Raw genomic sequence first — 23291 nt, 5'->3', positions numbered from 1 at the left:
TAGAGATACAATATATGCAGTCGAAAACGGAGAAATTTAATATAGGGAGATGAAATAGATGTCTGTTAGATTGTATCATGGTTCGGAAAATATAATAGAAAAGCCTGAGTATGGAAAAGGGGCGCGCCATAATGATTACGGAAAAGGATTTTATTGTACGGAAGATATAGAACTTGCAAAAGAGTGGGCATGTGCAAAACAGAAAAATGGATATGCCAATATATATGATCTGGATATGACAGGGCTTAAAGTATTGCACCTAAATGCTCCTGAGTACAATATTCTTAACTGGCTGGCAATACTTGCAGATAATAGGACATACTGGCAAAATGGCAGTATTGCAGAGCAGGCAAAGAATTATATAAAAGAGAACTTTTTACCGGACATTTCAGAATATGATGTGATAGTTGGTTACAGAGCGGATGATTCTTATTTTTCATTTGCACAGGATTTTGTAGCAGGGGTTATTTCTTTACAGAAATTATCAGAAGCCATGCGTTTTGGAAAATTGGGAGAACAGATTGTATTAAAGAGTCAAAACGCATTTGAGCAGATAACATTTGTCGGCTATGAAGATGTGGATGCAGTAAAGTATTATGTCAAAAAGCGTGCGAGAGAGCAGGAAGCGAGAAAGGAATATAGGGCAAGAAAGCAGGATCAGGCAAATGTGAATGATCTGTATATATTGGATATCATGAGGGAGGAGATCAAAGATGGAGATGCGCGCTTATTCGTATGATTATCTGATAACGGCACAGCGGATCATGGGAGATATGCTTGATTTTGCGGTGAATACCTGTGATATGGATGTAGACAGGTATTTTGCTATGTTCCTGGTGTCGGATATTTCTGTGCAGTTTCAGAATGGAAATCCAACCTATATAGCTGGAAAGACAGGATGTGAGATTGTAAAAGAAGTTGTTGAAGAATCGGGAATCCAACCTGTCATTGTTGAAGATGAAATGTATCTGGACAAATCGCCGGAGTATTGGACAGGCTGGGCACTCGCATATTATCAGTGGTTCACCTGCCGACCGTTTATGAAGATTAATGAAGCGGTGCCTATTCATAGGATTGTACAAATGTATGATGTATATCATGAGATGGATATTACACATTTTGTTGATACTATGAATGAATTATGGGATCAGTATTATAAGGAGACGAATCTCAAGAGGATTCGGAAGATTTCCGGTTTATCGCAAAAGGAACTGGCAGAAGCGTCCGGCGTTCCTTTGAGACAGATCCAGTTATTTGAACAGCGGCAGAGAGATATTAACCATACACGGGCGATCGACGTTGTAAAAATGAGTCGTGTGTTAGGATGTAAGGTAGAAGATTTATTACAGATATAAGGCGCGAGAGGTCGCAGCGTGATGGGGTATGACCAATTTTTCGTTTGACTTTTTCGAAAATGAGAAATATAATAACGTCTTGAACGAGTAGCAAACATGCGTAAATCCAGTTTTGCTGCTCGTTTTTTTAATTATATATTGTCATTAGAAAGTGTGTAGCTTATCAGCGTAAGTCCAACTTATAAGATAAGTACACACTTTTTTTTGTGTGAAAAAGGAGGATTAAATTAAGATGGCAGAAAGTAATAAGATGAGGGAGACGCCGGTAAATAAGCTGATGGTTCAGATGGGAATACCGATGATCTTATCGATGGCATTGCAGGCGGTCTATAATATTGTGGACAGTGCATTTGTAGGCAATATGGAGGTGGGGAGTGAAGCGGCATTAAATGCACTCACACTGGTATTTCCGGTTCAGATGCTTATGGTGGCTGTAGGAATCGGAACAGGTGTAGGAACAAATGCACTTCTTGCCATGACACTTGGGCAGAGAGATATGAAAAAAGCAGCAAAAGTCGCAGGCAACAGCTTATTTCTTGGTGGAATTATTTATGTGGTATGTCTGTTATTTGGTATCTTTGGAGTGAAAGCCTACATCTCATCTCAGACCGTTGATCCGGAAGTTATCTCGATGGGAACAACATATTTGCGGATCTGCTGTGTGTTGTCCTTTGGCATTATCTTCTTTTCATTATTTGAAAAATTATTACAGGCAACAGGACGTTCCCTTTATTCAACAATCGGTCAGGTTGCGGGAGCTGTTATAAATATTATTCTTGACCCGATCATGATCTATGGTATTGGACCTGTTCCGGAAATGGGAGTAGCGGGAGCCGCATATGCTACCGTCATAGGACAGATCGTATCTGCCGGTTTGCTTCTGGTATTTCATCTGAAGTTAAATAAGGAATTTGAACATGGAATAAAACATATGAAGCCGAGTGCCAGAACTATGAAAGAAATCTATTCCATTGGTCTTCCTGCAATCATTGCACAGGCACTTATGTCAATTATGGTTTATGCGATGAATCTTATTTTAAAATTCAATCCTTCCGCCCAGACGGCATATGGATTGTTCTATAAGGTGCAGCAGTTTGTATTGTTCCTTGCCTTTGGACTGAGAGATGCGATCACACCGATCATAGCTTTTGCATATGGCATGGGAAGCAAGAAAAGGATCAAAGATGGAATCCGCTATGGTCTTATTTATACCATAGCATTGATGATCCTGGGCGTTCTCATCACAGAGATTTTTCCAAATGCCTTTGCCTCGCTGTTCAATGCAGGTCAGTCAAGAGCGTATTTTATCGGTGCAATGAGAATTATCTCGATCAGTTTTGTATTTGCCGGAATCAATGTGGCATATCAGGGCATCTATCAGGCATTGAATGGCGGTCTTGAGTCGCTGATAATATCACTTCTCAGACAGCTTGTGATCATATTGCCATTGGAAGCTATTTTTTCTGTTTTTGTAAGAAATGACCAGATGGGTGTTCCGTTGATCTGGTGGGCGTTCCCGATTACAGAATTTGTCTCATGCTTAGCGGGATATGTATTTTTGAAGAAAATACAGAGAAACAAGGTAGAAAAATTAGGTTAAACTATGAATGTGGTATCTGTAAGCTCGGTAAGAGGGAAAACTGTTTTGAATTTGTTCCGTGTCTGTGCAATATGGATGAGCGGAACTCAGGACAGGTGAATGAAAAGTCTAATCCTTCAGCTTTGTAAGATTGACAAAAACAATACAATGCAGTATATATAGAACAATATAAATGCTTGTCTCGGCGTTAAAGAAGACTATAGATTTTGCTGTTTCTGAACACAACAGTATGCTCTATAGTCTTTTTTATTTATGTAATTACAGAAGATGGAGGAAGAACATGATGTCATCAAAGAATTGGTTGAAAAAAATAGTGATAATTATAGTAGGTTCTGTTATTGCAGCTTATGGAATCACACTTGCCTTGTATGCGGGATTTGGAGGCGCAACACTTGCAGTTTTGTGGCAGGGTATTTCAGAAACATTTCATATAAGTATCGGAATGGCTTCGTTTGTTGTAGCTGTTGTGATGATCTTATTTGCGGCTATTTATGACAGGTCGCAGATTCATATAGGAACATTTTTGTATCAGGTTGTGTACAGTGGGTGTGTGGATTTGTTTGCAAAATGCCATATATACAGCAAATATATGTGGATAAATTTCTTCATTATGCTGGCAGGGGTGATCTTATTTGCAGTTGGAACAGGTTTGTATGCATCTGCATCTCTTGGCAGAGGTTCTTATGAAGCAGTAACCTTTGCATTGGCAGAGAAAAATAACTGGCAGGTTAAGATCGTTCGTATGATATTAGATATTTTAATGGTCGTGACAGGCGTGCTTTTGGGAGGAAAGTTTGGAGCATGTACGATCATCACAGTTATAATTTCAGGACCGGTTATACAATTTACAAATGGCAAGGCAAAGCAGATTTTGATCTAGCAGACAGCAATGCTATATATCGAATGGGTGTTACCGTTCAGGTTAATCTGACTTTTGAACTTGCCTGGAAAGTATTGCAGGTTTTACAGATCTTGAGGAGACATTGCAGGAAAAACTTATAGAAGTAGATGAGTGGTAATCGTCTTTAATAAACTCCGGTTTGCAATAGTGAAATGAATAAGTCCTTGCACAAACACCCTGCATAAGGTAAAATGATTTCATATGAATATTTGTGAACTGGGGGCACCACTTTTCACAAGGAAGATAACAGGCGCCGGATCATACGTTATGGTTGTATGATCCGGTGCCTTTTTGTGTTACAGGGCATATGTCCTGTAGTGCAGAAAATGTGTAATTATGAAAGATAGGAGAAGATACATGGTAAAAATCAATGGTGAAGAAAAAGAGATTGCCGGTAAGAATCTTCTGGAATATTTGAAGGAAGCCGGATTTGAGCCGGAACGTGTCGTTGTAGAACGGAATCTCGACATTATTCCAAAAGATGAACTTGGCAATACGATCATTCAGGATGAAGATGTGATCGAAGTATTACGATTTGTTGGCGGAGGTTGAGACATGACAGAGATGCAGAAAAAAATGCAGGAGCTGATCTCACAGGAAGAACTGGATCGTGCATTTGATGCACGATTTCCGAAAGAAATGCAGGTGAAGTTACGTGCGGCGAAGGTGGCTGTTGCAGGTATCGGTGGACTGGGGTCAAATATTGCAGTCATGCTTGCAAGAAGCGGCGTCGGACATTTGCTTCTGGTGGATTTCGATGTGGTGGATGTGACGAATCTCAATCGTCAGATGTACTTTATATCCCAGCTCAGGAAGCCGAAGACGGAAGCCCTGCTCGAAACCCTGTATCAGATCAATCCATATCTGACGTATGAGACAGTGCAGACGAAAGTAACCCCGGACAATGTAAAGGAATTATTCGGTGGATATCCGATCGTGTGCGAAGCATTTGACAAACCGGATCAGAAGGCAATGCTGGTGCGTGAACTACTGATGCAGTGTCCGGATGCAACTGTTGTATCAGGAAATGGCATGGCAGGGTATGCAGATACGAATGCGATAAAAACGCGCCAGATGATGCGCCGCCTGTATGTGTGCGGGGATCAGAGCACTGATGTCGGCGACGGTATAGGACTCATCGCTCCGCGGGTAGCTGCCTGCGCAGCTCATGAAGCAAACAAAGTATTACAGCTGATTATGGAAAATTAAAAGGAGACAACATGGAAGATAAATTCATCTTAGGCGGCAAGGAATTCAAGAGCCGTTTCATTTTAGGATCAGGCAAATACAACCTGAATCTGATCAAGGCAGCAGTCGAACAGGGAGGGGCAGAGATCATCACCCTTGCATTACGACGTGCAAATACACAGGAAAGTGAGAATATTCTGGACTATATTCCGGAAGGAGTTACCCTGCTTCCGAATACTTCCGGTGCAAGAAATGCCGAAGAGGCTGTCCGCATCGCAAGACTTAGCCGGGCAATGGGCTGTGGTAATTTTGTAAAGGTAGAGATCATGCGTGATGCAAAATACCTTTTTCCGGATAATTATGAGACTGTGAAAGCAACCGAGATCCTTGCAAAGGAAGGCTTCGTGGTACTGCCATATATGAATCCGGATTTAAATGTAGCAAGGGATCTTCAGAATGCAGGTGCGGCTGCTGTTATGCCGCTTGCAGCTCCGATTGGAAGTAATAAGGGGCTTGCGACAAAGGCTATGATCCAGGTATTGATCGATGAGATCGACCTGCCGATCATCGTGGATGCCGGCATCGGAAAACCATCTCAGGCATGTGAAGCGATGGAAATGGGTGCGGCTGCGATCATGGCAAATACAGCCATTGCGACAGCAGGTGATATACCGGAGATGGCAGCAGCATTTAAACTTGCGATCGAAGCCGGAAGAAAAGCATACCTGACCGGAATGGGTCGTGTCCTTGCAAGAGGCGGAAGTGCTTCCGATCCTTTGACAGGTTTCTTGCGTTAGGAGGCAGTCGGAAATGAACGAAGAAAATCAAGTATATTTTGTTGACAGTGACAAGCTTCCACAGGAAGCGCTAGCGCGTAAGCATCGTCTGGAACAGGATGCATCGTTCCGGACAAATCATATGGAATATATGGAAGGCATGCAGGTGATCGATTCGGATATCAAGGACAAAGTACTTGCGGCTATGGATGCATATGACTATGATTCCTATACTGCGGCAGATGTAGAACGTGCACTGTCACATGAGAGCTGTACGATCGAGGACTTTAAGGCATTGCTGTCACCGGCAGCAGCACCGTATCTGGAACAGATGGCAAGGAAAGCAGAGGAGATCACGAAGAATCATTTTGGAAATACGGTCTATATCTTCACACCGCTTTATATTGCAAACTATTGCCAGAACTACTGCATTTACTGTGGTTTCAACTGTTATAACAACATTCGCCGGAAGAAGCTGACGATGGAGGAGATCGAGCATGAGATGCAGGTTATTGCGCATACCGGCATGGAAGAAATTCTGATCCTGACAGGCGAGAGCCGGGCATATTCGGATGTTACATATATCGGGGAAGCGGTGAAGATCGCAAGAAAATATTTTAAGAATATCGGAATCGAGATCTACCCGGTAAATGTGGATGAATACAAATATCTGCATGAATGTGGTGTTGATTATGTGACTGTTTTTCAGGAGACATACAACACGGACAAATACGAGACCTTACATCTGATGGGACACAAGCGCGTCTGGCCATATCGTTTTGATGCACAGGAGCGTGCGCTGATGGGCGGCATGCGTGGAGCCGGATTTTCAGCACTTCTGGGACTGGATGATTTCAGAAAGGATGCACTGGCAACGGCACTTCATGTCTATTATATCAATCGCAAATATCCACATGCAGAATTATCATTGAGTTGTCCGCGCCTGCGTCCGATCGTGAATAATGAGAAGATCAATCCAAGGGATGTAGGAGAGAAGGAGCTTTGTCAGGTGCTTTGTGCATATCGGATGTTCCTGCCGTTTGTCGGAATCACGGTATCGAGCCGTGAGAGCGCAACATTCCGAAACGGAATCGCAAAGATCTGTGCAACAAAGGTTTCTGCCGGAGTATCGACCGGAATCGGTGATCATGAGGAGAAATACGAAGGTAAGGAAGATGCGGATGTAGGAGATGAGCAGTTCGAGATCAACGATGATCGTTCCTTTTCATCCATGTATCAGGATATGGAGAAGGGCGGCTTGCAGCCGGTCTTAAACGATTATATCTATGTGTAAATGTTATGAGCACGCGATTGTGATCACCAATCGCGCGCTGGTAAACGGAGATTTTCTGGAACAGCTTCAAAAGGTCGCTCAGGTGCATCCGCATGCATTGATCCTGCGGGAAAAAGACCTGCCGGATACAGAATATGAGAAGCTTGCAGCGAAGGTTTTAGAAATATACAGAACGGCAGGCGTACCTGTCTTTCTGCATTCCAGAATGGAGATTGCAGCACGGCTTGGCTGTGAGAATATTCATTTGTCGATTCCTGTGTTGCAGGATTTGTCAGATGTCTGGCGTGATGCACTGACAACGAATTTTAAAGAGATCAGTGTGTCCTGTCACAGCATGGAGGATGTCGAGCTTGCAGTTAAGAGCGGAGCGACACAGATCGTGCTTGGAACGATATTTGAGACAGAATGTAAGAAAGGGCTGAAGGGCAGAGGGTTGGAATTTGTTCGTGAGATCTGTGCGAATTGTCCGGTCCCGGTATATGCGATCGGTGGTATCAATGAAGAACGCCTGCCGCAGGTGATGGAAGCCGGTGCGGCAGGCGGTTGTATGATGTCCGGATTTATGCGGATGTAGGGAGATATGCCATGGTATACAGCGTGATATCATGTGCCATCTTCTTCTCGGCAGTTTTCGTCATGCCGCAATGTTCGTATTTGACAACCTTTTGGATGTTGTCGGTGTCAAGAATGCAGGGGCAGCCACGTTTGGCGGCTTCTGCAAATGGCAGCTCCAGAACCTTCTTCATGAAGCCCTGTCCCTGGTAAGCCTGTAAGACGACTACCATTGAGACGGCGATATAATCTTTTTCTTTGCGGTATAATTTCTTATATTGCTCGTTTGATCCGGTTGCGATATTTAATAATGATTTAAATGGAATCTCGCACAGCATTCTCCAGATCATATGTAGGGCAGGCCCGAGTGGCTGTCTGGTATTCTTATCCCAGTATGCAAGGAAGCCTTCATATTTTTCGGAGGTTGCATATAATGTACCCATCCGGTAGTAGAATTCAGTAATGATCTCGAAAGATTTGATGAGGTCATCATGTGGTATCGTCTCGGCGATTCCGGGAGATGCGGCAAATGCTTCCCCGATCCGTCTTCCGTATTTTGCTATGTCTTCTGGTGACCGGTTTTCAATCTTTATCATATCTTTTTATACCTCCCCAATTTTTATTCAATATGTTTGAAAAGTCAGCATGGTTTTCCATAACCTGAATGAGTTTCACATATGGTTCATTCAATGTATTTTGAAAAATAATATCTCTGCAACGTAGAATATTCCATTTTTTGAAATGTGAGTTTGAACTCATATTTGTATGGCTGTAGAATATCACGCCGAAATTATATTGTCAATATAAATGTGAGTATATACTCATGTTTTATTGACTTTATTTTTTTATATGCTTATACTGGAAACAGTAAAACTATATGAACGGAATTGTTTTTTACATAAAGGAGTAACACATGCCGGAAGAAATTCGTATCCCAAAACAGAAAAGAAGCATTGAGAAAAAGGAAGCACTGAAGAAAGCGGCGGTCGAGCTGTTCTCGACAAAAGGGTTTCATAATACCAGCAGCAACGAGATTGCAAAGAAAGCAAATGTGTCGATCGGCACATTTTACAGTTATTTTGTTGATAAGAAGTCGTTATATGGGGAATTGATCACGGATCTTTATAATGAATCTTTGCAGGAGATCACGATCATGGATGTGTCCGGGTTCACATCTCCGCGAGAATTTGTCAGAAAATACGTTGCTCTGATCCTACATAATCATGAATACATGACAGCATTCCAGAAGGAGATATCCGCCTTGTCCCTGCAGTATGATGACTTGCACGAACTGGAAGCAAGGGCGCGCGCGGGTGCATTTCGGACATTTTTCTCACTGCTTGAGACAAATAAAAAAATGCTCAGAATCTCTGATCTAAAGACCACATCCCTGATCCTTCAATGTGCGTTGGAGTCCGTTGTGCATGAGGTGACCTTCTATGAAAATGACTATGATAAAGAAAAAGTCATCGATGAGCTTACGGATCTGATCTGCCGATATTGTATTGCAGATGAATATGATAAGAAAATGTAAGAAAGTGTGGAATCTGGCAGTCATTTAGAGTATACTGTCCATGGATGTTAGAACATACTAACTTGTGTTAGAGGCAGGAGAATAACATGAAAAAACAATTTTTTGAAAACGAAAAAGATGGATTTTATGGAACGTATTACGAAAATCCCAAAGGGGCGGATTGTGCCGTGATCGGATTATTTGGGGATGATCCGAATGATTATATGGCGAAATGTGGAGCAAAATGGCTTCACAGACAGGGTGTAAATGTTATGTGTGTATCTCCGGGCAGAAAAAATTACAGTCATGTCAACAATCCGCTGGAAAGAATTCAGACCGCAATAAAGTGGTTACAGGATCATGGAAACCGGAAAATCGGTATTATGGGGATGAGCACGGCCGGAATGGATGCGATCGTTGCAGCATCTTATTTCCCGGATATTACGATGACGATTGGGCTTACTGCCAGTGATTTTGTATGGCAGGGATTTGAACAGGGAGAAAAGGATGGCTGTAAGGAATGGCCGATACCGAATGCATCCACACTTTCATGGCAGGGAAAGCCGCTGCCTTATATGCCATTTGTCTATGAACATCCGGTGTATTGGCAGAAGATTGAGGAAGAAACAAAAGGCTCCGGTGATATCACACGGTCGACCTGCTTGTTTATAGATTCGGAAAAGGCAAGACCGCATACAGAGGAAGAAATGGTAAAGGTTGAGAATATAAAAGGCCGCTTATTCCTGATCGGTGCGGATGATGACAGCTTCTGGGAGGCTGGCAAATATGTCCGCCGTATGGATCAGCGTTTGAAGGAACATCCACATACATGTGAATACGATGCTCTTGTTTATGAACATGGTACTCACTTTGTATTGCCGGAAACTTTGCTTCGGATCGCTCTTCCGGTTGGACTCAAATTTGTATTGAAATTTGTCTTTAAGGCTGCAAAAGATTATCCAAAGGAATGTGAGGCAACCAGAAAAGATATTGACCGCAGACTGTCCGCAGCGTTAAAGGAGTGGACAGCGGATTAATATCCGTATTTGCTCTTGTTTTTTACCAGGAAGGTCACAGTGATAATAAGGGTTACAAGCTGAGATAACACCATTGTTAAGACCAGTGAAGAAGCCCGAACCAAATATATTAAATCCACAGAACAGGAATGAGGTAGAGTAAAGCATCATTCCTGTTTTTGTCATTTCACAAAGTTCTGCCTCGTAGCCGACAAATATCTTTGCGATAAGCAGGGGATGCTTGTCTGATAACACTATACTGGAAATCGTATTTCGTCAAGAGATAAGTGAACAAGATAGTAAGCAAGATAACAACCTGAATGGTTCCCTTCATTTATGCCAGATGCTTTTTGCTGAGGAGAATTTGGATATGTCAGAGACGCAAATGGATGCTTATCTGAACTATGTATATCAGGAAGAAGAAAAAGGCGTGCGTTTTGCAGTTGTGGAAGAATTGGTGGAGGACATATCAGAATTTACAGGCGATGTTGTATTTCCGGGAGATCCGGTCTGGCATGGAGGTGTTCGCTGGATATCGAAAGCATTATCACTGGTCTTATGGGGAGTGCTGATCATCTGTCCGGTTATCCATGTTGTTGAAGTAATAAATGGAAAGAGATCATTGAGCATTCCGCTCTTATTGATCTACGGATTTATCATTGCTGTATATTCGTATGGGTTTGTTCGATTTCGGAAAACGAAGAAACGAAGAAATCCTGCAGGCAGTAAAACGCATTGGACAAATAGACATATTATGATATAATTTGCATATAATATAAACGGAGGTGGTTTTTATGTTAACATTAAAGGAATCAATCAGACCATCGGCTGATTTAAGAAACCATTATAATGATATTTCAAAACAATGTAAGGAAAATAAAGAAGCGGTAATTATTACAGTAAATGGCAGAGGTGATACGGTAGCCCTCTCATATGAAGAATATAAAAATATGAAAGCTCGTATAGAGTTACTTGAAATATTAGCTGAGGCAGAGGATGATATAAAAAATAATCGTGTTGCACCGATAACTGAAACATTTGATGATTTGCGTAGAATGCTTCAGGAGGGCTAAGTATGGAATATGAGGTAATACGAACTGATACTGCGGATGCAGGGATCAGAAAAATAATTTTATATATAGCTCAGAATTTTGGCAATGAAGTAGCTTTGGAACAACTTGATTATATAGAGAAAAAAATTCTTGAACTTGGAAATGATCCATATATTGGAACAGATCCAAGATACCTTGTTCTTAAACGACAAGGATATAAAGTCCTTATACTAAAAAAGGATCTGGTTTTTTATAAAATTAATGAAGAGAAGAAAACGGTTATTGTATATGCGGTAGTGGATGGCAGACAAGACTATTTGAATATAATACGTGGATTATAGAAAGTGCGCAAATTTTCTGGACAGAAATTAAGAATGAATTTGAAGGTTCCCTCATACAATTACTTATCGGGATTTCCGATTCATACAAAGTATGAAGACAATTCAAGGAGGGGATTTTTTGTCTGAGAAAATGAGTGAAGTCTACGAAGCATATGACATGGAAATACTGGGTGCCGTCAGAGGCCGGGGATCTATGATCCTGAAAACGGATCAGGGAATCAGGCAGATATCTCCATTTGACGGCAGCGAGGAGCGGCTGGAGCAGGAACGGGAATTTAAGGAAAATCTGTATGAGACAGGATTTCACCATATTGACCGTTGCGTGCCGAACCGGGAAGGAGAGCTGATCACCTGCGACCGCTACGGGAATCCATATGTGATGCGGGAATATTTTGAGGGACGGGAATGTAATCCCGGAAGTATCTGCGATCTGAATCAGGCGGCTGCAAATCTTGCGATATTTCATATCCGGGGGCGTGAGCTGTATGCAAAAGAGGGGAGAACGTATGCGTACCGTGAGCCGGGCAACTTCAGACGAAAAACGCAGGAAATGAAAAAAATCCGGAGCTTTATCTCAAAGCGTCCGACGAAGAATGATTTTGAGCTCTTATATATAGAAGCGTATGACGCATTTTACAGACAGGCAATCGACTGCCAGGCGATGATGGATGCCTGCGACCGGACAAATATTGCCGGGCATATCGGATATTGCCATGGAGCATATAATTACCATAGTGTGTTATTTTGCGGTGGGTATCTGGCGACTGTGAATTTCGACCGGTTTCATGTCGGATATCAGTTGATCGACTTATATCAGTTCATCCGGAAGGTCATGGAAAAGAATAATTATAACTTCAATATGGCGGTGAAGATCATAGAAGAATACGATCGTATCCTGCCGCTTACCGGAGAAGATTATCGATATATCTACATATTATATAGTTATCCGGAGAAGTTCTGGAAGGTCAGCAATCGTTATATGAACTCCAGAAAATGCTGGATTTCCCCTGCAAATCTTGAAAAACTCAGTAAACTTATAACAGATGAACAAGAAAAGCAGAAATTTTTAAGTGATTTTTGCAATCATTATGGGTTCACAAGTTAGGAATTTGAATGTATAATGTCATGTGTGAGAAAATCTAACTTTGGGATTTAGGAAATATATTAAGTGTAATGTTTTAAAGGAACGCACAGGAGGAAATATTAAAATGAGCGAACGCAATTATATGGAAGTATATGAGCAGTGGGTCAACAATCCGTTATTTGGTCAGGAGACCAAGGATGAACTTCTTTCAATCAAGGATGATCCAAAAGAGATAGAAGAAAGATTCTACTGTGATCTGGTATTTGGTACTGCCGGACTTCGTGGTATTATCGGTGCCGGAACAAACAGAATGAACAAGTACGTTGTCCGTAAAGCAACACAGGGTCTTGCAAATTATATCATCAAGCAGGGCAAACAGGATAAGGGTGTTGCTATTGCATATGATTCCAGAAGAATGTCACCGGAGTTTTCCATGGAAGCAGCATTATGTCTTGCAGCAAATGGAATCAAGGCATACAGATTCGAGTCTTTACGTCCGACACCGGAGCTGTCATTTGCAGTTCGCTATCTGGACTGTGTAGCAGGTATTAATGTAACAGCCAGCCACAATCCACCGGAGTATAATGGTTATAAAGTATACTGGGAAGACGGTGCGCAGATCACACCTCCACATGATACAGGAATCATGGCAGAGGTTAAGGCCATTACAGATTTTGCAGATACCAAGACAATGGAAATGATCGATGCGATCAAAGCAGGACTTTTGGTAACGATCGGTGCAGAAGTTGATGATGCATATATGGGCGAACTGAAGAAGCTGGTTCTTCATCAGGATGCTATTGATAAATATGGTAAGGATCTGAAGATCGTATATACCCCACTTCATGGTACCGGAAATATTCCTGCAAGAAGAATTCTTTCTGATCTTGGATTTGAAAATGTATATGTTGTTCCAGAACAGGAACTTCCAGATGGTAATTTCCCAACAGTTGATTACCCAAATCCGGAAGCAAAGGAAGCATTTGCCCTTGCTCTTAATCTTGCAAAGAAAGTAGATGCAGACCTCGTTCTTGCAACTGATCCGGATGCAGACAGACTTGGTGTATATGCAAAAGATTCCAAGACAGGCGAATATAAGGTATTTACCGGTAACATGTCAGGAAGCCTTCTGTGTGAATATGAAGTAAGTCAGATGAAAGCACGCGATGGCAAACTGCCGGAGGACGGTGCGATCATTAAGACGATCGTTACAACAAATATGGTTGATGCGATCGCAAAATATTACGATACAGACCTGATCGAGTGCTTCACAGGTTTCAAGAACATCGGACGTGAGATCTTACGTTTCGAGCAGGAAGGAAAGGGAACTTACCTCTTTGGTTTCGAAGAGAGCTACGGCTGTCTGATCGGAACACATGCAAGAGATAAGGATGCCATCGTAGCAACAATGGCACTTTGCGAAGCTGCTGCATTCTATAAAGGACAGGGTAAGACTTTATGGGATGTTATGATGGATATGTATGAGAAATACGGCTACTATGTAGATGATATCAAGACTGTAACTCTGAAGGGTGTAGAAGGTTCCAAGAAGATCGGACACATCATGAATGTACTTCGTGACAATACACCGGCAGAGATCGCCGGATATAAGACAAAGGTTGTTCGTGACTACCGTCTGGAGACGATCAAGAACCTTGAGACAGGTGAAACTGTTAAGACCGGTATGCCGAACTCAAATGTTCTCTACTATGAATTAGAGAATGATGCATGGCTTGCAGTAAGACCATCCGGTACAGAGCCAAAGATCAAGTTCTACTATGGAATCAAGGGCAGCTCATATGATGAGGCTCAGAAGATGTCCGCAGAAGCAGGCGACAAGATTATGGATCTGATCTATGATATCTTAGAGAAATAATAAAAGCTTAATTTAAATATAAAACACAGGGATTGCCCCTGCACAGACCATAAGCCCCATTATAAATGACTCGCTGCGGTTTCTGTTCAATGCATATGCCTGATTCGTAAATACTCCTGCGCTAACTCGCCAACTAAACGTTGGCTCAGACAAGCGCTCGTATTTACTGGCAATATGCATTTCACGACGGAACCTTCGTTGATGTCATATTATAATGGGGCTTATGGTCTGTACAGGGGCAATCCCTGTGTTTTCTGTTAAAAAAGAAGGGCACAATGTCCCTAAAATATCAAAATGAAAATAGCCTTGATCTGTAAATGTTAGATATCGATATCTTAGAGAAATAATAAAAGAAAAACTTAATAAAAGACTGAGGCTCTATATAATTTATGAAGCAGACCTGTTCGAACGAAAGTGTTCTGCGGAATAAATTGATATAGAGCCTCAGCCTTTTTATTCAAAGTAGAAAATTATTTAACGATTACAACGTTAGTAGCTCTTGTTCTTGAACCACCCTTAGGATCTTCCTCTGTGTCGAATGTAACCTGCTGACCTTCAACAAGTGTCTTATATCCTTCACCCTGGATAGCTGAGAAATGAACGAATACATCTCCGCTTCCATCATTGTTTGAGATAAATCCATAACCTTTTTCTGCGTTAAACCATTTTACTGTACCGTTGTTCATGTGGGTACCTCCTTATATATTTCTTGCTTGTACCCAATGAAAACGTGCATCATTTATGAGAGAAATACGATTAAAACCTTAATCCATACGTCCGCTTAAAAGCGATTACATAGTTAATCTTGAATACGCTCTCATAATAGTATGGGCGCACCTATTTGTCAAGAAAAACAAGGTAAAAATAATGATAAAATCCGGTAAAAAATGATCCATGGGTTCTTGGCAGAAAAGGAAAAGTAGGGTACTATAAATACAGGAAAAATGCAAAAACAGGAGGAGAGCGTATGAGAAAGGGAAAACGTCTGATTGCATGGATCATGGCAGTTGTTATGCTGTTTACAATCTGTGTATTTGGTGGAAATGGAACGGCGGAAGCGGCAGCTACAACACCGGTTGCAAAGCATGGAAGACTGTCTGTAAAGGGAGCAGACCTGGTCGACAGTAAGGGAAATAAATTCCAGCTTCGCGGTATCAGCACACATGGAATCAACTGGGATGTCGGATCGCCATATGTGAATAAGAAAGCATTCAAGACGCTTCGTGATGACTGGGGCGTGAATGCGATCCGACTGGCAATGTATACCGAAGAATACAATGGCTATTGCAGTGGTGGCAGTCAGGCAAAGCTTCGGAAACTGGTGGATAAAGGTGTCGGGTATGCGACTGATCTTGGTATGTATGCGATCATCGACTGGCATATCTTAAGTGACGGAAACCCGAATAAGAACAAGTCACAGGCGAAGAAATTCTTTACCACGATGGCAAAGAAATATAAGAACAATAAAAATGTTATTTATGAGATCTGCAATGAGCCAAATGGCTGTAGCTGGAAAGAGATCAAATCCTATGCGACAGACATTATCAAAACGATCCGCAAATACGACAAGAAAGCAGTTATTATCGTGGGAACACCAACCTGGTCACAGCTTGGAACGGATGGAACGTCAAATGAAGTTGCAGACAGCCCAATCAAGGGATATAAGAATATCATGTACTCCCTGCATTTCTACGCAAGTGAGTGGGCGCACAATGAATATCTTCCGGCAAAGGTTGCTTATGCAAGAAAGAAGAAGCTTCCGATCATTGTATCTGAGTTTGGTTTATCACCGGCCAGTGGCGACGGAGCCATTAACAAGGCATCCGCAGACAAATGGATGAAGCTTCTTAACAAATATAACATCAGTTATTTCTGTTGGAGCCTCAGTAATAAGAACGAGTCGGCATCTATGCTTAAACCATCAACAAAGAAAACCTCCGGCTGGAAGTCAGGTGACTTATCCACAGCAGGAAAGTATATCAAGAAGAAATATCTTGCGAGAAAGAAAGCTCTTGGCAAGAAAGCATAGTGATTATGTATATGAGATAAACAGTAATATCGGCAAACAGCCGGATGGTCTGTTTGTATAATGAATCAATCATATTTTGCACCTGTGCATCATAGAATAAATAATACAGGAAAATCGTATGAAGCGAATCGGATTTTTCCGGAATGATGACAGGACAGGATGTGATGGTATGAAGAAAAATAACAGGATTCTAGCCTGGTTCACCATGGTTTTGTTAGCATTTGCAATTCCATATGTGGGAACCAGGCTTTTTGTGCGTTATCGGGATGTGTCGGATGCCCGGATCGCGGCACTTAGTAGCAGCCGGGATGTGTGTATCCTGCAAAATGGCAATTACAGGCTGATCGACTGTGAAGAATATATTTTGTATGTCCTTGCCGGATTGTATGATCCGTCATGGAATGTGGAGATGGCAAAGACGATGGCAGTTCTGACCCGGACTGCGATCTATTATGAAATGAATGACCAGGCGGATACTGCAAATGGCGGAGGCAAGATCATCAATGAAGGAGATCTGAAAGAGATACGGATAGAGAAAGATGAATTAAAGCAAAAATGGGGGAAAGAATATAAGCAGAATATGGAAATGGTATATCAGGCTGTGAAGGATACAATGGGACAGGTTATCGTTTATGATGGCAGACTTATTATTCCTGTCAGTCATGCAGTCAGCATAGGGGTAACTGTTAGTGCAGAGGAATTATATGGTACTGCGATTCCATATCTGGTATCCGTTGACAGCAGTCAGGATATCCAGTCGCCGGATTTTTCATCGACAAAGATCTACAGTGCGCTTCGTATAAAGAAAGAATTTGGCATGAATGGAGAGGGAGAAGCGTTTGACGGATCAGAGAATCTGGGGCAGACCGACGTGGATGTTGAAAAAAACGAATCTGCGACGACTGGTTCAGCACAGAGTGAGGAACAGGTTGTGGATGCGGATGCGCTGACTGTGCTTGAGGCGACGAAATCAGGATTTGTCCGAAAGGTAAATGTATTCGGTACGGTCGTGACGGGAGAGACATTTGCACAGACCCTGTCACTTGGAACGACAAATTTTCATATCGATCAGGTCGAGGAGGGATATCGGATCATCTCGATCGGTAAAGGCTCATCCCTTGGAATGTCGATGTACGGAGCCGGATGGAAAGCCGATCAGGGCAGTACATATCGTGAGATCATCACATATTATTACCCGGAAACTTCGATCGCAGATGGGGCGGCATATTAAACACCTGCGAAAACATATAAGGACAATTACCAATATATTGAGGATATTTGAAAGCATACAGAGGGAATTGCAAAAGTGGTTGCTTTGCAGATCATTTCATTTCGCTGGTGGCAGGATACGACAAAATGCATAAGATAAATAAAAAGCTTGTGGAAAATATTTGCCTGTGTATATAATCCGGAAGTTCAGGCAACAATATCCATGAGGTGATAAACATGAAGAAATTTTTGAATGTTATTAAGAGAAATATTTTCTACATTGCCCTGATCGCCGGAATGGTGGCACTTGTAGGACTTGTAGCTCTATATAATGTGAAAACCCAGTCAGATGATGAAAATGCTGTCAGCTCGGAGGCAGTAGAAGAAACCGCAGACAGAAGCAATCTCGGAACAACAGAAGCAGTAAAGGAAACACTTGGCGGTACCGCCAAAGCAGAGGACAAGACGGAAGCAACAACAGAGAAAAGTTCAGAAGTAGAAACCGGAGCAAATGCTGCCAAGGTGGAAGAACAGATTGAACTGAACTATGACGGCAGTACAGCTCTTATGTGGCCACTAAACGGAAACGTGATCATTCCATTCAGCATGGACACCACAGTATTCTACGAGACATTAAACCAGTACAAATGCAATGCCGGAATCGTATTGGAAGCAGCAGAAAATGACAAAGTTTCAGCCGCTTACAAATGCAAGATCACAGAGATCACAAGCACACCGGAATTTGGAAATGTGGTAAAGGCATCCCTTGGAAATGGCTATGAAGTCATGTATGGACAGCTTAAGGATATCAATGTTTCTGTTGGTCAGGTGGTAGATGCCGGCTGCACCATTGGCACTGTAGCAGAACCAAGCCGTTATTATTCAAAAGAAGGAACAAATCTGTATTTCGCAATTACCAAAGATGGCAAACCTGTCGATCCTGTATCATTGATCGAAGGGGAATAATCAGAACAATCCATATAAAGTATAAGAACAGACGCATGTCGTATCCGCAGGGTAGGGTGTGTGTCTGTTTTTATTTTATCTCCTTCCTCTGGAACACCAACAGGGAAATAACAGTTGGCAGGATCAGAAGTACAGCGGCGATCTCCATAGCGTGAACAATCAGGCTGGTGGTTAGTGTCTGCCATGCAACAGCGGTCAGGCAGACGGTAGGAAGATTGGTGTAGATGATACGGAGTGCTTCTACTTCCGGGAAAATAGCATAGAAAAGCATGATGCCATTTGGCAGCAGGGCAACGACTACAGCATAGATACCGCACCACAGAAGGTCTGTGGAGAAGAACATGCACAGGGAGGATGCCATTGTCTGTCCGGCGATGATCATAGGAAGCATGATCACAAAACGCAGAAAATAATTCTGATATGCCGAAGCGGTCAGACTTCCATCATGACGGAAACAGATGTAATTCGTCAGCAGATAGGCTGCAGATACCACAACGATTCCGATAAGCAGCAATAGTGTATTCACGATACATTTGCCAAAAAAAATTGTGTTTCGGCTGGTTCCGAATGACACGATATTCTTCATCGTATTATTTCTCCATTCACCGGAGAAACCGATATCGGTGGTGAAAATAATGCAGTACCAGACGATCGTTGCCATCATGTACAGACCGGCGTTCATAATATCTGCACCTTCGATCGTAAATGGGATCCGGATGACATGGATGGCATACCAGACAGATACGTTGATCAAAATGGCAATTACCACTCCGATAATGAGCAGGGTATATGGATAAGCCCGATGGCTTACTTTGTAACATTCACTTTTGAGGAAATTATTCAATCGTTGTCCCTCCTAACAGTTCAATAAAGAAATCTTCCAGTGTAGTTTTCACAATCTCCAGTGAGTACAGATCGTATCCCATTTCAAATAAGAAACGGCTGATCTTCTCAGTCAGGTAAACCGCGTTATTTTCAAAATAAATATAAATGGTATCCTCATCTGCATTGTAGGATGCGTCGAGTTGGAGCTCTTTTGAAAGATATTTAGCAGCTTTTTCACCATTACTGGTACGCACCTTTACATAGCTTTTTTCTTTTGCTTCTAGTTCCTCAGCAGACATTTCCTGTAAGATCTGACCATGATCGATGAATCCGTAGCAGGTTGCCATATTTGCAAGCTCGGATAGAATATGGGAGGAAATGATGATTGTGAGTCCGTTCTCTTTGTTCAGCCGCAGCATCAGCTTTCGCATCTCGACGATGCCGGCAGGATCCAGACCATTGATCGGTTCATCTAAGATCAGAAATTCCGGATCGTGCATGAGCGACAGGGCGATTCCCAGACGCTGCTTCATGCCGAGAGAGAAATTTTTGAATTTCTTATCCTTAGCTTCATAGAGTCCCGTTTCTTTCAGAACTGTTTCAACAATGGATGGATCGTCGATCCCACGCTGGATACGATAATATTCCAGATTGCGTTCCGCAGAGAAAAATGGATAAAATGCCGGAGTTTCGATGATAGCACCGGTTCTTTTCCGGGCTTCATTTAACCCATGTGTACCTTTCTTTCCAAAAAGTTCGATGCTGCCATAATCAGGGGCATTCTGTCCGGTAAACAGGCGGAGAAGTGTCGTTTTTCCTGCACCGTTTTTACCGATCAGAGCATAAATGTCGCCCTTTTTCACGGACATATTTATCTTATCAAGTGCAGGCTTATCACCGTATATTACCTCTACATCTGTTGCTTTTGCAATGACTTCTGCCATGGAACAGCACCTCCTGATTCAACCGAATTTTCCTATAATCAGCATACTGTTTTGCCGCAGGAAAGTCAATTCATGGAGCAGACTCTAAGTTGAAACTTTTTTTGATTTTTTTGAAACATTAAAAATGTGCAGTTTGTAAGTTTATATATGTGCTGGTACAAGGTAACAATTATACAGAATCGTCTAATGAAAGTGTATAATGAAAAATAGTGAAAATTAGTAAAAAATAGTGAAGATATAATGGAGAAAAAAGCCCATATTTATTATAATAAAGGAAATATCCTGCCAGACAGGACGACAAGGGGAGAGCTGCAAATGATGCAAATGTTAAAAATCATGTTCATTATTCTAGTGGGAATTGGCATGTTGATCATGGGGATATACACATTTATCCGGTTGAAAAAACGACGCAGGGAATTAAAGCGGCTGTTGGATAATATTGCTTCGGGATCAACGGTGGATCAGTTGTTAAAGGAAAACCATCCGAAGCTGTCAGCTATGGATGAGATGGAAAAATATATCTATATCATAATGGGACTTGGAGCCGGGTTTGTTTTGTTTGGAGCATTTTTCATGGCGCAGGAGCTGATGGAGAGAAATGTCATACCGGATATGACAGGAACGACCGGGTGGATGCTTGTGCAGCGGCTGGTTGCATTTGCATTCGGCATCATTCTCCTTTTTACAGGAAGTGGCATGAAGAAGAAACAGGTAAAAGAAAATGATTACATGGATATGATGATTCCGGGAAAGGTAGTCGGAGAAGTGCCGGGAGCTAAGACGCTGACACCGGGAAAGGCGATCCTTACGATCCAGTATACCGATCCTTATGATGGCAGTGTGCATAACTATCAATTGGCGCAGGAATTGAGCCGGAAGAAGCATCCGGTTGGCAGCGAATATCCGTTGTACTATTCCAGAGAGCAGCGCAAGGTATACGATCCGGGATCAAACAAAGTGAACCGGAAAACAGAACTGTTTCTCAAATGGCTGGGGATTATCATATGTCTGGTGTCCGTGTTGAGTATGTTCACGGCATTTTGACGAGGATAAGATAATATGCTAGAATGGCATTGGTTAGCGAACACTAACCAATGCCATTTTACGTTAAAGGAGAGAAAATTTATCATTATCTGAATGCATTTGGTCTGACACCATGGATGTGTCTGCACTTGTTCTATATTATGATCCTGTATCTGTATACATGGATGACCGGATATGGATATGCCGATGCGGCACTTCCGGCATGCGAAGCCTTATTCGATCATCTGTCATGGGTTATCATAGTAAGCGAAGTCGTTATGCTTCCGGTATTCTTATACTGGTTTTATGTGGTCGTGTGTGGCAAAACCACATTGCCAAGATGGATGGCAGCAGGAAATGTACTTGTATTCTACTGCATTCTCTATGTTATAAAATCAATACTTCCGGATACAGCATTCCGTCTTGGATTCACAAACGGCTTGATGAGCGAAAGCATGATCTTTTTCTTTATCCTCATATGGATTGTAGGAAGCAAAACTGCGGAGAAATAATAAAAAGGGATTGCCCTGTTAATCAGATTTACTGCTGTCTCTGAAATGACTAACTGCGGTTTCTGTTCGATGCACATGTCTTATTCGTAAATACTCCGGTGCTAACTCGCCTTCGGCTCAAACAAGCACTCGTATTTACTGACAATGTGCATCTCTCAACGAAATCCTCGTAATGTCATCTACAGAGACAGCGGTAGATCTGTTTTAACAGGGCAATCCCTTTTTCGTTTTTATAGACTTTTTTTTAAAATAATATTCACTAATATTACTTCTGTCTGATGCTAATATCGCCGCTGGTTGTGCTGACGCCACATTCATATTCGGAATAATTTGCGCCATGTGGAATATCAACATCGCCATTTTGTGTATCTGCTAAGAAACTGTAGTTTCGGTCAGAAGCAAGAGCCAGATCAATGTCGCCGCTCGTAGCAGAAATGCTGATCGTATCAGCGGCCGTGATGGACATATCAATATCGCCACTCGTCGTATTACTGGAAAGACTGGTATTAGCAGTAATGTCACTGGCTGATACATAGCCGCTTGTGGTATAGAATTCTGCCTGATCTGTTGTTATGCGGTTCAACTGGATATCACCGCTTGAGGCATGAAGCTCTAGCTTAGTTGTAAATGAACCATTGCTGATAGAGATATCACCCGATGTAGTTTTGACTGTGAGGGTATTAGCTTCGATATCTGCGATATGGATGTCACCGCTGTTTGTCTTAAGACTGGTATATGAAGAGTTAAACACTGGCTTGCTATCAGTCTTGTGAGAATACAGATAGTCGATATCTCCACTTGCTGTGGTTACCTGGATAGATTCGTATTCTTTATCTGCCAGATAAACAACGGTAGTAGTATCCTGACCAAATCCGAGTGAGATTGTCGGATGGTGGGTACGTTTGTCTTCGCAGCGGAAGGTGAGCACGCCGTCAACAACCTCTGCATGGTTGGTCAGACCATCTGTATCATAATATTCGATGTAATTCGTTCCGTTGTCGGAGTTTTTGATTATGACGTCGGTAGATGCTTCGCCTGCGATGTCAACGGCGTTGAAATCATCTTTGATCTGAACTGTTTTCTTCACATAGTCCGGCAAGGCTTTCATACCGAGCAGGTCGACAGAACCATTTGGAAAATGGAATCCGTTAATTGCAAAACTTAAGAATGCGATAATGACGCCGACCACTATAAATATAGAAGCAACAATAACTGCTTTTTTGGATTTACTCATA

At 42.1% G+C, this 23291-nt stretch carries 26 protein-coding genes; 21 read left to right on the top strand and 5 right to left on the bottom strand.

Annotation, left to right across the window (positions count from 1 at the left end; genetic code table 11):
• Nucleotides 1-58 precede the first annotated feature (58 nt).
• The 9 genes from DW959_RS06655 (at nucleotide 59) to DW959_RS06605 (ending at nucleotide 7688) form a co-directional block, all read left to right on the top strand.
• On the top strand, nucleotides 59-739 hold the full coding sequence (locus DW959_RS06655; protein WP_021944236.1) for a DUF3990 domain-containing protein: 681 nt from the start codon (nucleotides 59-61) through the stop codon (nucleotides 737-739).
• Entirely contained in the window at nucleotides 714-1355 is a 642-nt protein-coding gene (locus DW959_RS06650; RefSeq protein WP_021944235.1) for a helix-turn-helix transcriptional regulator, read from the top strand. The genes DW959_RS06655 and DW959_RS06650 overlap by 26 nt, the downstream gene beginning before the upstream one ends.
• 232 nt (nucleotides 1356-1587) lie before the next feature.
• Nucleotides 1588-2955: an MATE family efflux transporter gene (locus DW959_RS06645; RefSeq protein ID WP_117822425.1), complete on the top strand. Its 1368-nt coding sequence runs from the start codon at nucleotides 1588-1590 to the stop codon at nucleotides 2953-2955.
• A 280-nt stretch (nucleotides 2956-3235) separates the two neighbouring features.
• Nucleotides 3236-3835 carry a YitT family protein gene (locus DW959_RS06635; protein ID WP_021944233.1) on the top strand — a complete coding sequence of 200 codons (600 nt, stop codon included), beginning with the start codon at nucleotides 3236-3238 and terminating at the stop codon, nucleotides 3833-3835.
• Between the two features lie 378 nt (nucleotides 3836-4213).
• Nucleotides 4214-4408: a sulfur carrier protein ThiS gene (thiS, locus tag DW959_RS06625; RefSeq protein ID WP_118482982.1), complete on the top strand. Its 195-nt coding sequence runs from the start codon at nucleotides 4214-4216 to the stop codon at nucleotides 4406-4408.
• A gap of 3 nt (nucleotides 4409-4411) precedes the next feature.
• Complete coding sequence (thiF, locus tag DW959_RS06620) at nucleotides 4412-5065, top strand: sulfur carrier protein ThiS adenylyltransferase ThiF (RefSeq protein WP_117822421.1); 654 nt, start codon at nucleotides 4412-4414, stop codon at nucleotides 5063-5065.
• Between the two features lie 11 nt (nucleotides 5066-5076).
• Nucleotides 5077-5841 carry a thiazole synthase gene (locus DW959_RS06615; protein WP_117822420.1) on the top strand — a complete coding sequence of 255 codons (765 nt, stop codon included), beginning with the start codon at nucleotides 5077-5079 and terminating at the stop codon, nucleotides 5839-5841.
• 13 nt (nucleotides 5842-5854) lie between these two features.
• Nucleotides 5855-7114: a 2-iminoacetate synthase ThiH gene (gene thiH, locus DW959_RS06610; protein ID WP_117822419.1), complete on the top strand. Its 1260-nt coding sequence runs from the start codon at nucleotides 5855-5857 to the stop codon at nucleotides 7112-7114.
• Between the two features lie 19 nt (nucleotides 7115-7133).
• Nucleotides 7134-7688, top strand: coding sequence for a thiamine phosphate synthase (locus tag DW959_RS06605; protein WP_242997309.1), 555 nt, complete (start codon nucleotides 7134-7136; stop codon nucleotides 7686-7688).
• Here the strand turns inward: DW959_RS06605 and DW959_RS06600 are convergent.
• Nucleotides 7675-8262 (bottom strand): GNAT family N-acetyltransferase, encoded by a 588-nt coding sequence (locus DW959_RS06600; RefSeq protein WP_117822417.1) that lies wholly within the window; start codon nucleotides 8260-8262, stop codon nucleotides 7675-7677. The genes DW959_RS06605 and DW959_RS06600 overlap by 14 nt on opposite strands.
• A gap of 317 nt (nucleotides 8263-8579) precedes the next feature.
• On the opposite strand from DW959_RS06600, the gene DW959_RS06595 reads away from it, so the two are divergent.
• From DW959_RS06595 to DW959_RS06565, 7 genes are all read left to right on the top strand, one after another.
• A complete protein-coding gene (locus tag DW959_RS06595) occupies nucleotides 8580-9200 on the top strand; it encodes a TetR/AcrR family transcriptional regulator (RefSeq protein WP_118615729.1) in 621 nt (206 codons plus the stop codon).
• An 86-nt stretch (nucleotides 9201-9286) separates the two neighbouring features.
• Nucleotides 9287-10216, top strand: coding sequence for an acyl-CoA thioester hydrolase/BAAT C-terminal domain-containing protein (locus DW959_RS06590; RefSeq protein ID WP_021944226.1), 930 nt, complete (start codon nucleotides 9287-9289; stop codon nucleotides 10214-10216).
• 349 nt (nucleotides 10217-10565) lie between these two features.
• Nucleotides 10566-10958: a hypothetical protein gene (locus DW959_RS06585; RefSeq protein WP_117822414.1), complete on the top strand. Its 393-nt coding sequence runs from the start codon at nucleotides 10566-10568 to the stop codon at nucleotides 10956-10958.
• A 31-nt stretch (nucleotides 10959-10989) separates the two neighbouring features.
• Entirely contained in the window at nucleotides 10990-11268 is a 279-nt protein-coding gene (locus DW959_RS06580; RefSeq protein WP_008399788.1) for a type II toxin-antitoxin system Phd/YefM family antitoxin, read from the top strand.
• Nucleotides 11269-11270: 2 nt separating this feature from the next.
• Entirely contained in the window at nucleotides 11271-11588 is a 318-nt protein-coding gene (locus tag DW959_RS06575; RefSeq protein ID WP_021944224.1) for a type II toxin-antitoxin system RelE/ParE family toxin, read from the top strand.
• A gap of 118 nt (nucleotides 11589-11706) precedes the next feature.
• Nucleotides 11707-12693, top strand: coding sequence for a hypothetical protein (locus DW959_RS06570; protein ID WP_242997308.1), 987 nt, complete (start codon nucleotides 11707-11709; stop codon nucleotides 12691-12693).
• A 103-nt stretch (nucleotides 12694-12796) separates the two neighbouring features.
• Nucleotides 12797-14548: a phospho-sugar mutase gene (locus DW959_RS06565; RefSeq protein ID WP_118615727.1), complete on the top strand. Its 1752-nt coding sequence runs from the start codon at nucleotides 12797-12799 to the stop codon at nucleotides 14546-14548.
• A 470-nt stretch (nucleotides 14549-15018) separates the two neighbouring features.
• Here DW959_RS06565 and DW959_RS06560 read toward each other — a convergent pair whose 3' ends face one another.
• Nucleotides 15019-15234: a cold-shock protein gene (locus DW959_RS06560; RefSeq protein ID WP_008402359.1), complete on the bottom strand. Its 216-nt coding sequence runs from the start codon at nucleotides 15232-15234 to the stop codon at nucleotides 15019-15021.
• Nucleotides 15235-15515: 281 nt separating this feature from the next.
• On the opposite strand from DW959_RS06560, the gene DW959_RS06555 reads away from it, so the two are divergent.
• From DW959_RS06555 to DW959_RS06545, 3 genes are all read left to right on the top strand, one after another.
• Nucleotides 15516-16577, top strand: a complete 1062-nt coding sequence (locus tag DW959_RS06555) for a glycoside hydrolase family 5 protein (protein WP_118615725.1) — start codon at nucleotides 15516-15518, stop codon at nucleotides 16575-16577.
• A gap of 118 nt (nucleotides 16578-16695) precedes the next feature.
• The gene (locus DW959_RS06550) at nucleotides 16696-17808 is read left to right on the top strand and encodes a SpoIID/LytB domain-containing protein (RefSeq protein WP_117784541.1); all 1113 of its coding nucleotides are present in this window, start codon (nucleotides 16696-16698) and stop codon (nucleotides 17806-17808) included.
• Nucleotides 17809-18023: 215 nt separating this feature from the next.
• Nucleotides 18024-18752, top strand: coding sequence for a M23 family metallopeptidase (locus DW959_RS06545; RefSeq protein ID WP_117784540.1), 729 nt, complete (start codon nucleotides 18024-18026; stop codon nucleotides 18750-18752).
• A 70-nt stretch (nucleotides 18753-18822) separates the two neighbouring features.
• Here DW959_RS06545 and DW959_RS06540 read toward each other — a convergent pair whose 3' ends face one another.
• Both DW959_RS06540 and DW959_RS06535 read right to left on the bottom strand, forming a co-directional pair.
• On the bottom strand, nucleotides 18823-19596 hold the full coding sequence (locus DW959_RS06540) for an ABC transporter permease subunit (protein WP_021944181.1): 774 nt from the start codon (nucleotides 19594-19596) through the stop codon (nucleotides 18823-18825).
• Nucleotides 19589-20521, bottom strand: coding sequence for an ABC transporter ATP-binding protein (locus DW959_RS06535; protein ID WP_118615723.1), 933 nt, complete (start codon nucleotides 20519-20521; stop codon nucleotides 19589-19591). Before DW959_RS06535 ends, DW959_RS06540 begins: the two co-directional genes overlap by 8 nt.
• Nucleotides 20522-20836: 315 nt before the next feature.
• On the opposite strand from DW959_RS06535, the gene DW959_RS06530 reads away from it, so the two are divergent.
• Both DW959_RS06530 and DW959_RS06525 read left to right on the top strand, forming a co-directional pair.
• The gene (locus DW959_RS06530; RefSeq protein WP_021944183.1) at nucleotides 20837-21565 is read left to right on the top strand and encodes a hypothetical protein; all 729 of its coding nucleotides are present in this window, start codon (nucleotides 20837-20839) and stop codon (nucleotides 21563-21565) included.
• A gap of 50 nt (nucleotides 21566-21615) precedes the next feature.
• On the top strand, nucleotides 21616-22056 hold the full coding sequence (locus DW959_RS06525; RefSeq protein ID WP_118615721.1) for a DUF6796 family protein: 441 nt from the start codon (nucleotides 21616-21618) through the stop codon (nucleotides 22054-22056).
• A gap of 265 nt (nucleotides 22057-22321) precedes the next feature.
• On the opposite strand, the gene DW959_RS06520 is transcribed toward DW959_RS06525, so the two are convergent.
• Entirely contained in the window at nucleotides 22322-23290 is a 969-nt protein-coding gene (locus DW959_RS06520; protein WP_117822410.1) for a DUF4097 domain-containing protein, read from the bottom strand.
• Nucleotide 23291: the final 1 nt, after the last annotated feature.

This window comes from Clostridium sp. AM46-21 (assembly GCF_003480025.1).
GTDB lineage: Bacteria > Bacillota > Clostridia > Lachnospirales > Lachnospiraceae > Coprococcus > Coprococcus ammoniilyticus.
The sequence above is the reverse complement of the archived record's forward strand: the minus strand, read 5'-3'. Positions and strand labels throughout refer to the sequence as shown.

Coding starts and splice junctions, on each gene's coding strand:
- DW959_RS06530 (WP_021944183.1), top strand. CDS start 20,837: ATGATGCAAATGTTAAAAATCATGTTCATTATTCTAGTGGGAATTGGC.
- DW959_RS06650 (WP_021944235.1), top strand. CDS start 714: ATGGAGATGCGCGCTTATTCGTATGATTATCTGATAACGGCACAGCGG.
- DW959_RS06615 (WP_117822420.1), top strand. CDS start 5,077: ATGGAAGATAAATTCATCTTAGGCGGCAAGGAATTCAAGAGCCGTTTC.
- DW959_RS06600 (WP_117822417.1), bottom strand. CDS start 8,262: ATGATAAAGATTGAAAACCGGTCACCAGAAGACATAGCAAAATACGGA.
- DW959_RS06580 (WP_008399788.1), top strand. CDS start 10,990: ATGTTAACATTAAAGGAATCAATCAGACCATCGGCTGATTTAAGAAAC.
- DW959_RS06595 (WP_118615729.1), top strand. CDS start 8,580: ATGCCGGAAGAAATTCGTATCCCAAAACAGAAAAGAAGCATTGAGAAA.
- thiS (WP_118482982.1), top strand. CDS start 4,214: ATGGTAAAAATCAATGGTGAAGAAAAAGAGATTGCCGGTAAGAATCTT.
- DW959_RS06565 (WP_118615727.1), top strand. CDS start 12,797: ATGAGCGAACGCAATTATATGGAAGTATATGAGCAGTGGGTCAACAAT.
- DW959_RS06535 (WP_118615723.1), bottom strand. CDS start 20,521: ATGGCAGAAGTCATTGCAAAAGCAACAGATGTAGAGGTAATATACGGT.
- DW959_RS06545 (WP_117784540.1), top strand. CDS start 18,024: ATGAAGAAATTTTTGAATGTTATTAAGAGAAATATTTTCTACATTGCC.
- DW959_RS06525 (WP_118615721.1), top strand. CDS start 21,616: ATGCCATTTTACGTTAAAGGAGAGAAAATTTATCATTATCTGAATGCA.
- DW959_RS06635 (WP_021944233.1), top strand. CDS start 3,236: ATGATGTCATCAAAGAATTGGTTGAAAAAAATAGTGATAATTATAGTA.
- DW959_RS06520 (WP_117822410.1), bottom strand. CDS start 23,290: ATGAGTAAATCCAAAAAAGCAGTTATTGTTGCTTCTATATTTATAGTG.
- DW959_RS06560 (WP_008402359.1), bottom strand. CDS start 15,234: ATGAACAACGGTACAGTAAAATGGTTTAACGCAGAAAAAGGTTATGGA.
- DW959_RS06645 (WP_117822425.1), top strand. CDS start 1,588: ATGGCAGAAAGTAATAAGATGAGGGAGACGCCGGTAAATAAGCTGATG.
- thiH (WP_117822419.1), top strand. CDS start 5,855: ATGAACGAAGAAAATCAAGTATATTTTGTTGACAGTGACAAGCTTCCA.
- DW959_RS06590 (WP_021944226.1), top strand. CDS start 9,287: ATGAAAAAACAATTTTTTGAAAACGAAAAAGATGGATTTTATGGAACG.
- DW959_RS06575 (WP_021944224.1), top strand. CDS start 11,271: ATGGAATATGAGGTAATACGAACTGATACTGCGGATGCAGGGATCAGA.
- thiF (WP_117822421.1), top strand. CDS start 4,412: ATGACAGAGATGCAGAAAAAAATGCAGGAGCTGATCTCACAGGAAGAA.
- DW959_RS06585 (WP_117822414.1), top strand. CDS start 10,566: ATGTCAGAGACGCAAATGGATGCTTATCTGAACTATGTATATCAGGAA.
- DW959_RS06550 (WP_117784541.1), top strand. CDS start 16,696: ATGAAGCGAATCGGATTTTTCCGGAATGATGACAGGACAGGATGTGAT.
- DW959_RS06655 (WP_021944236.1), top strand. CDS start 59: ATGTCTGTTAGATTGTATCATGGTTCGGAAAATATAATAGAAAAGCCT.
- DW959_RS06555 (WP_118615725.1), top strand. CDS start 15,516: ATGAGAAAGGGAAAACGTCTGATTGCATGGATCATGGCAGTTGTTATG.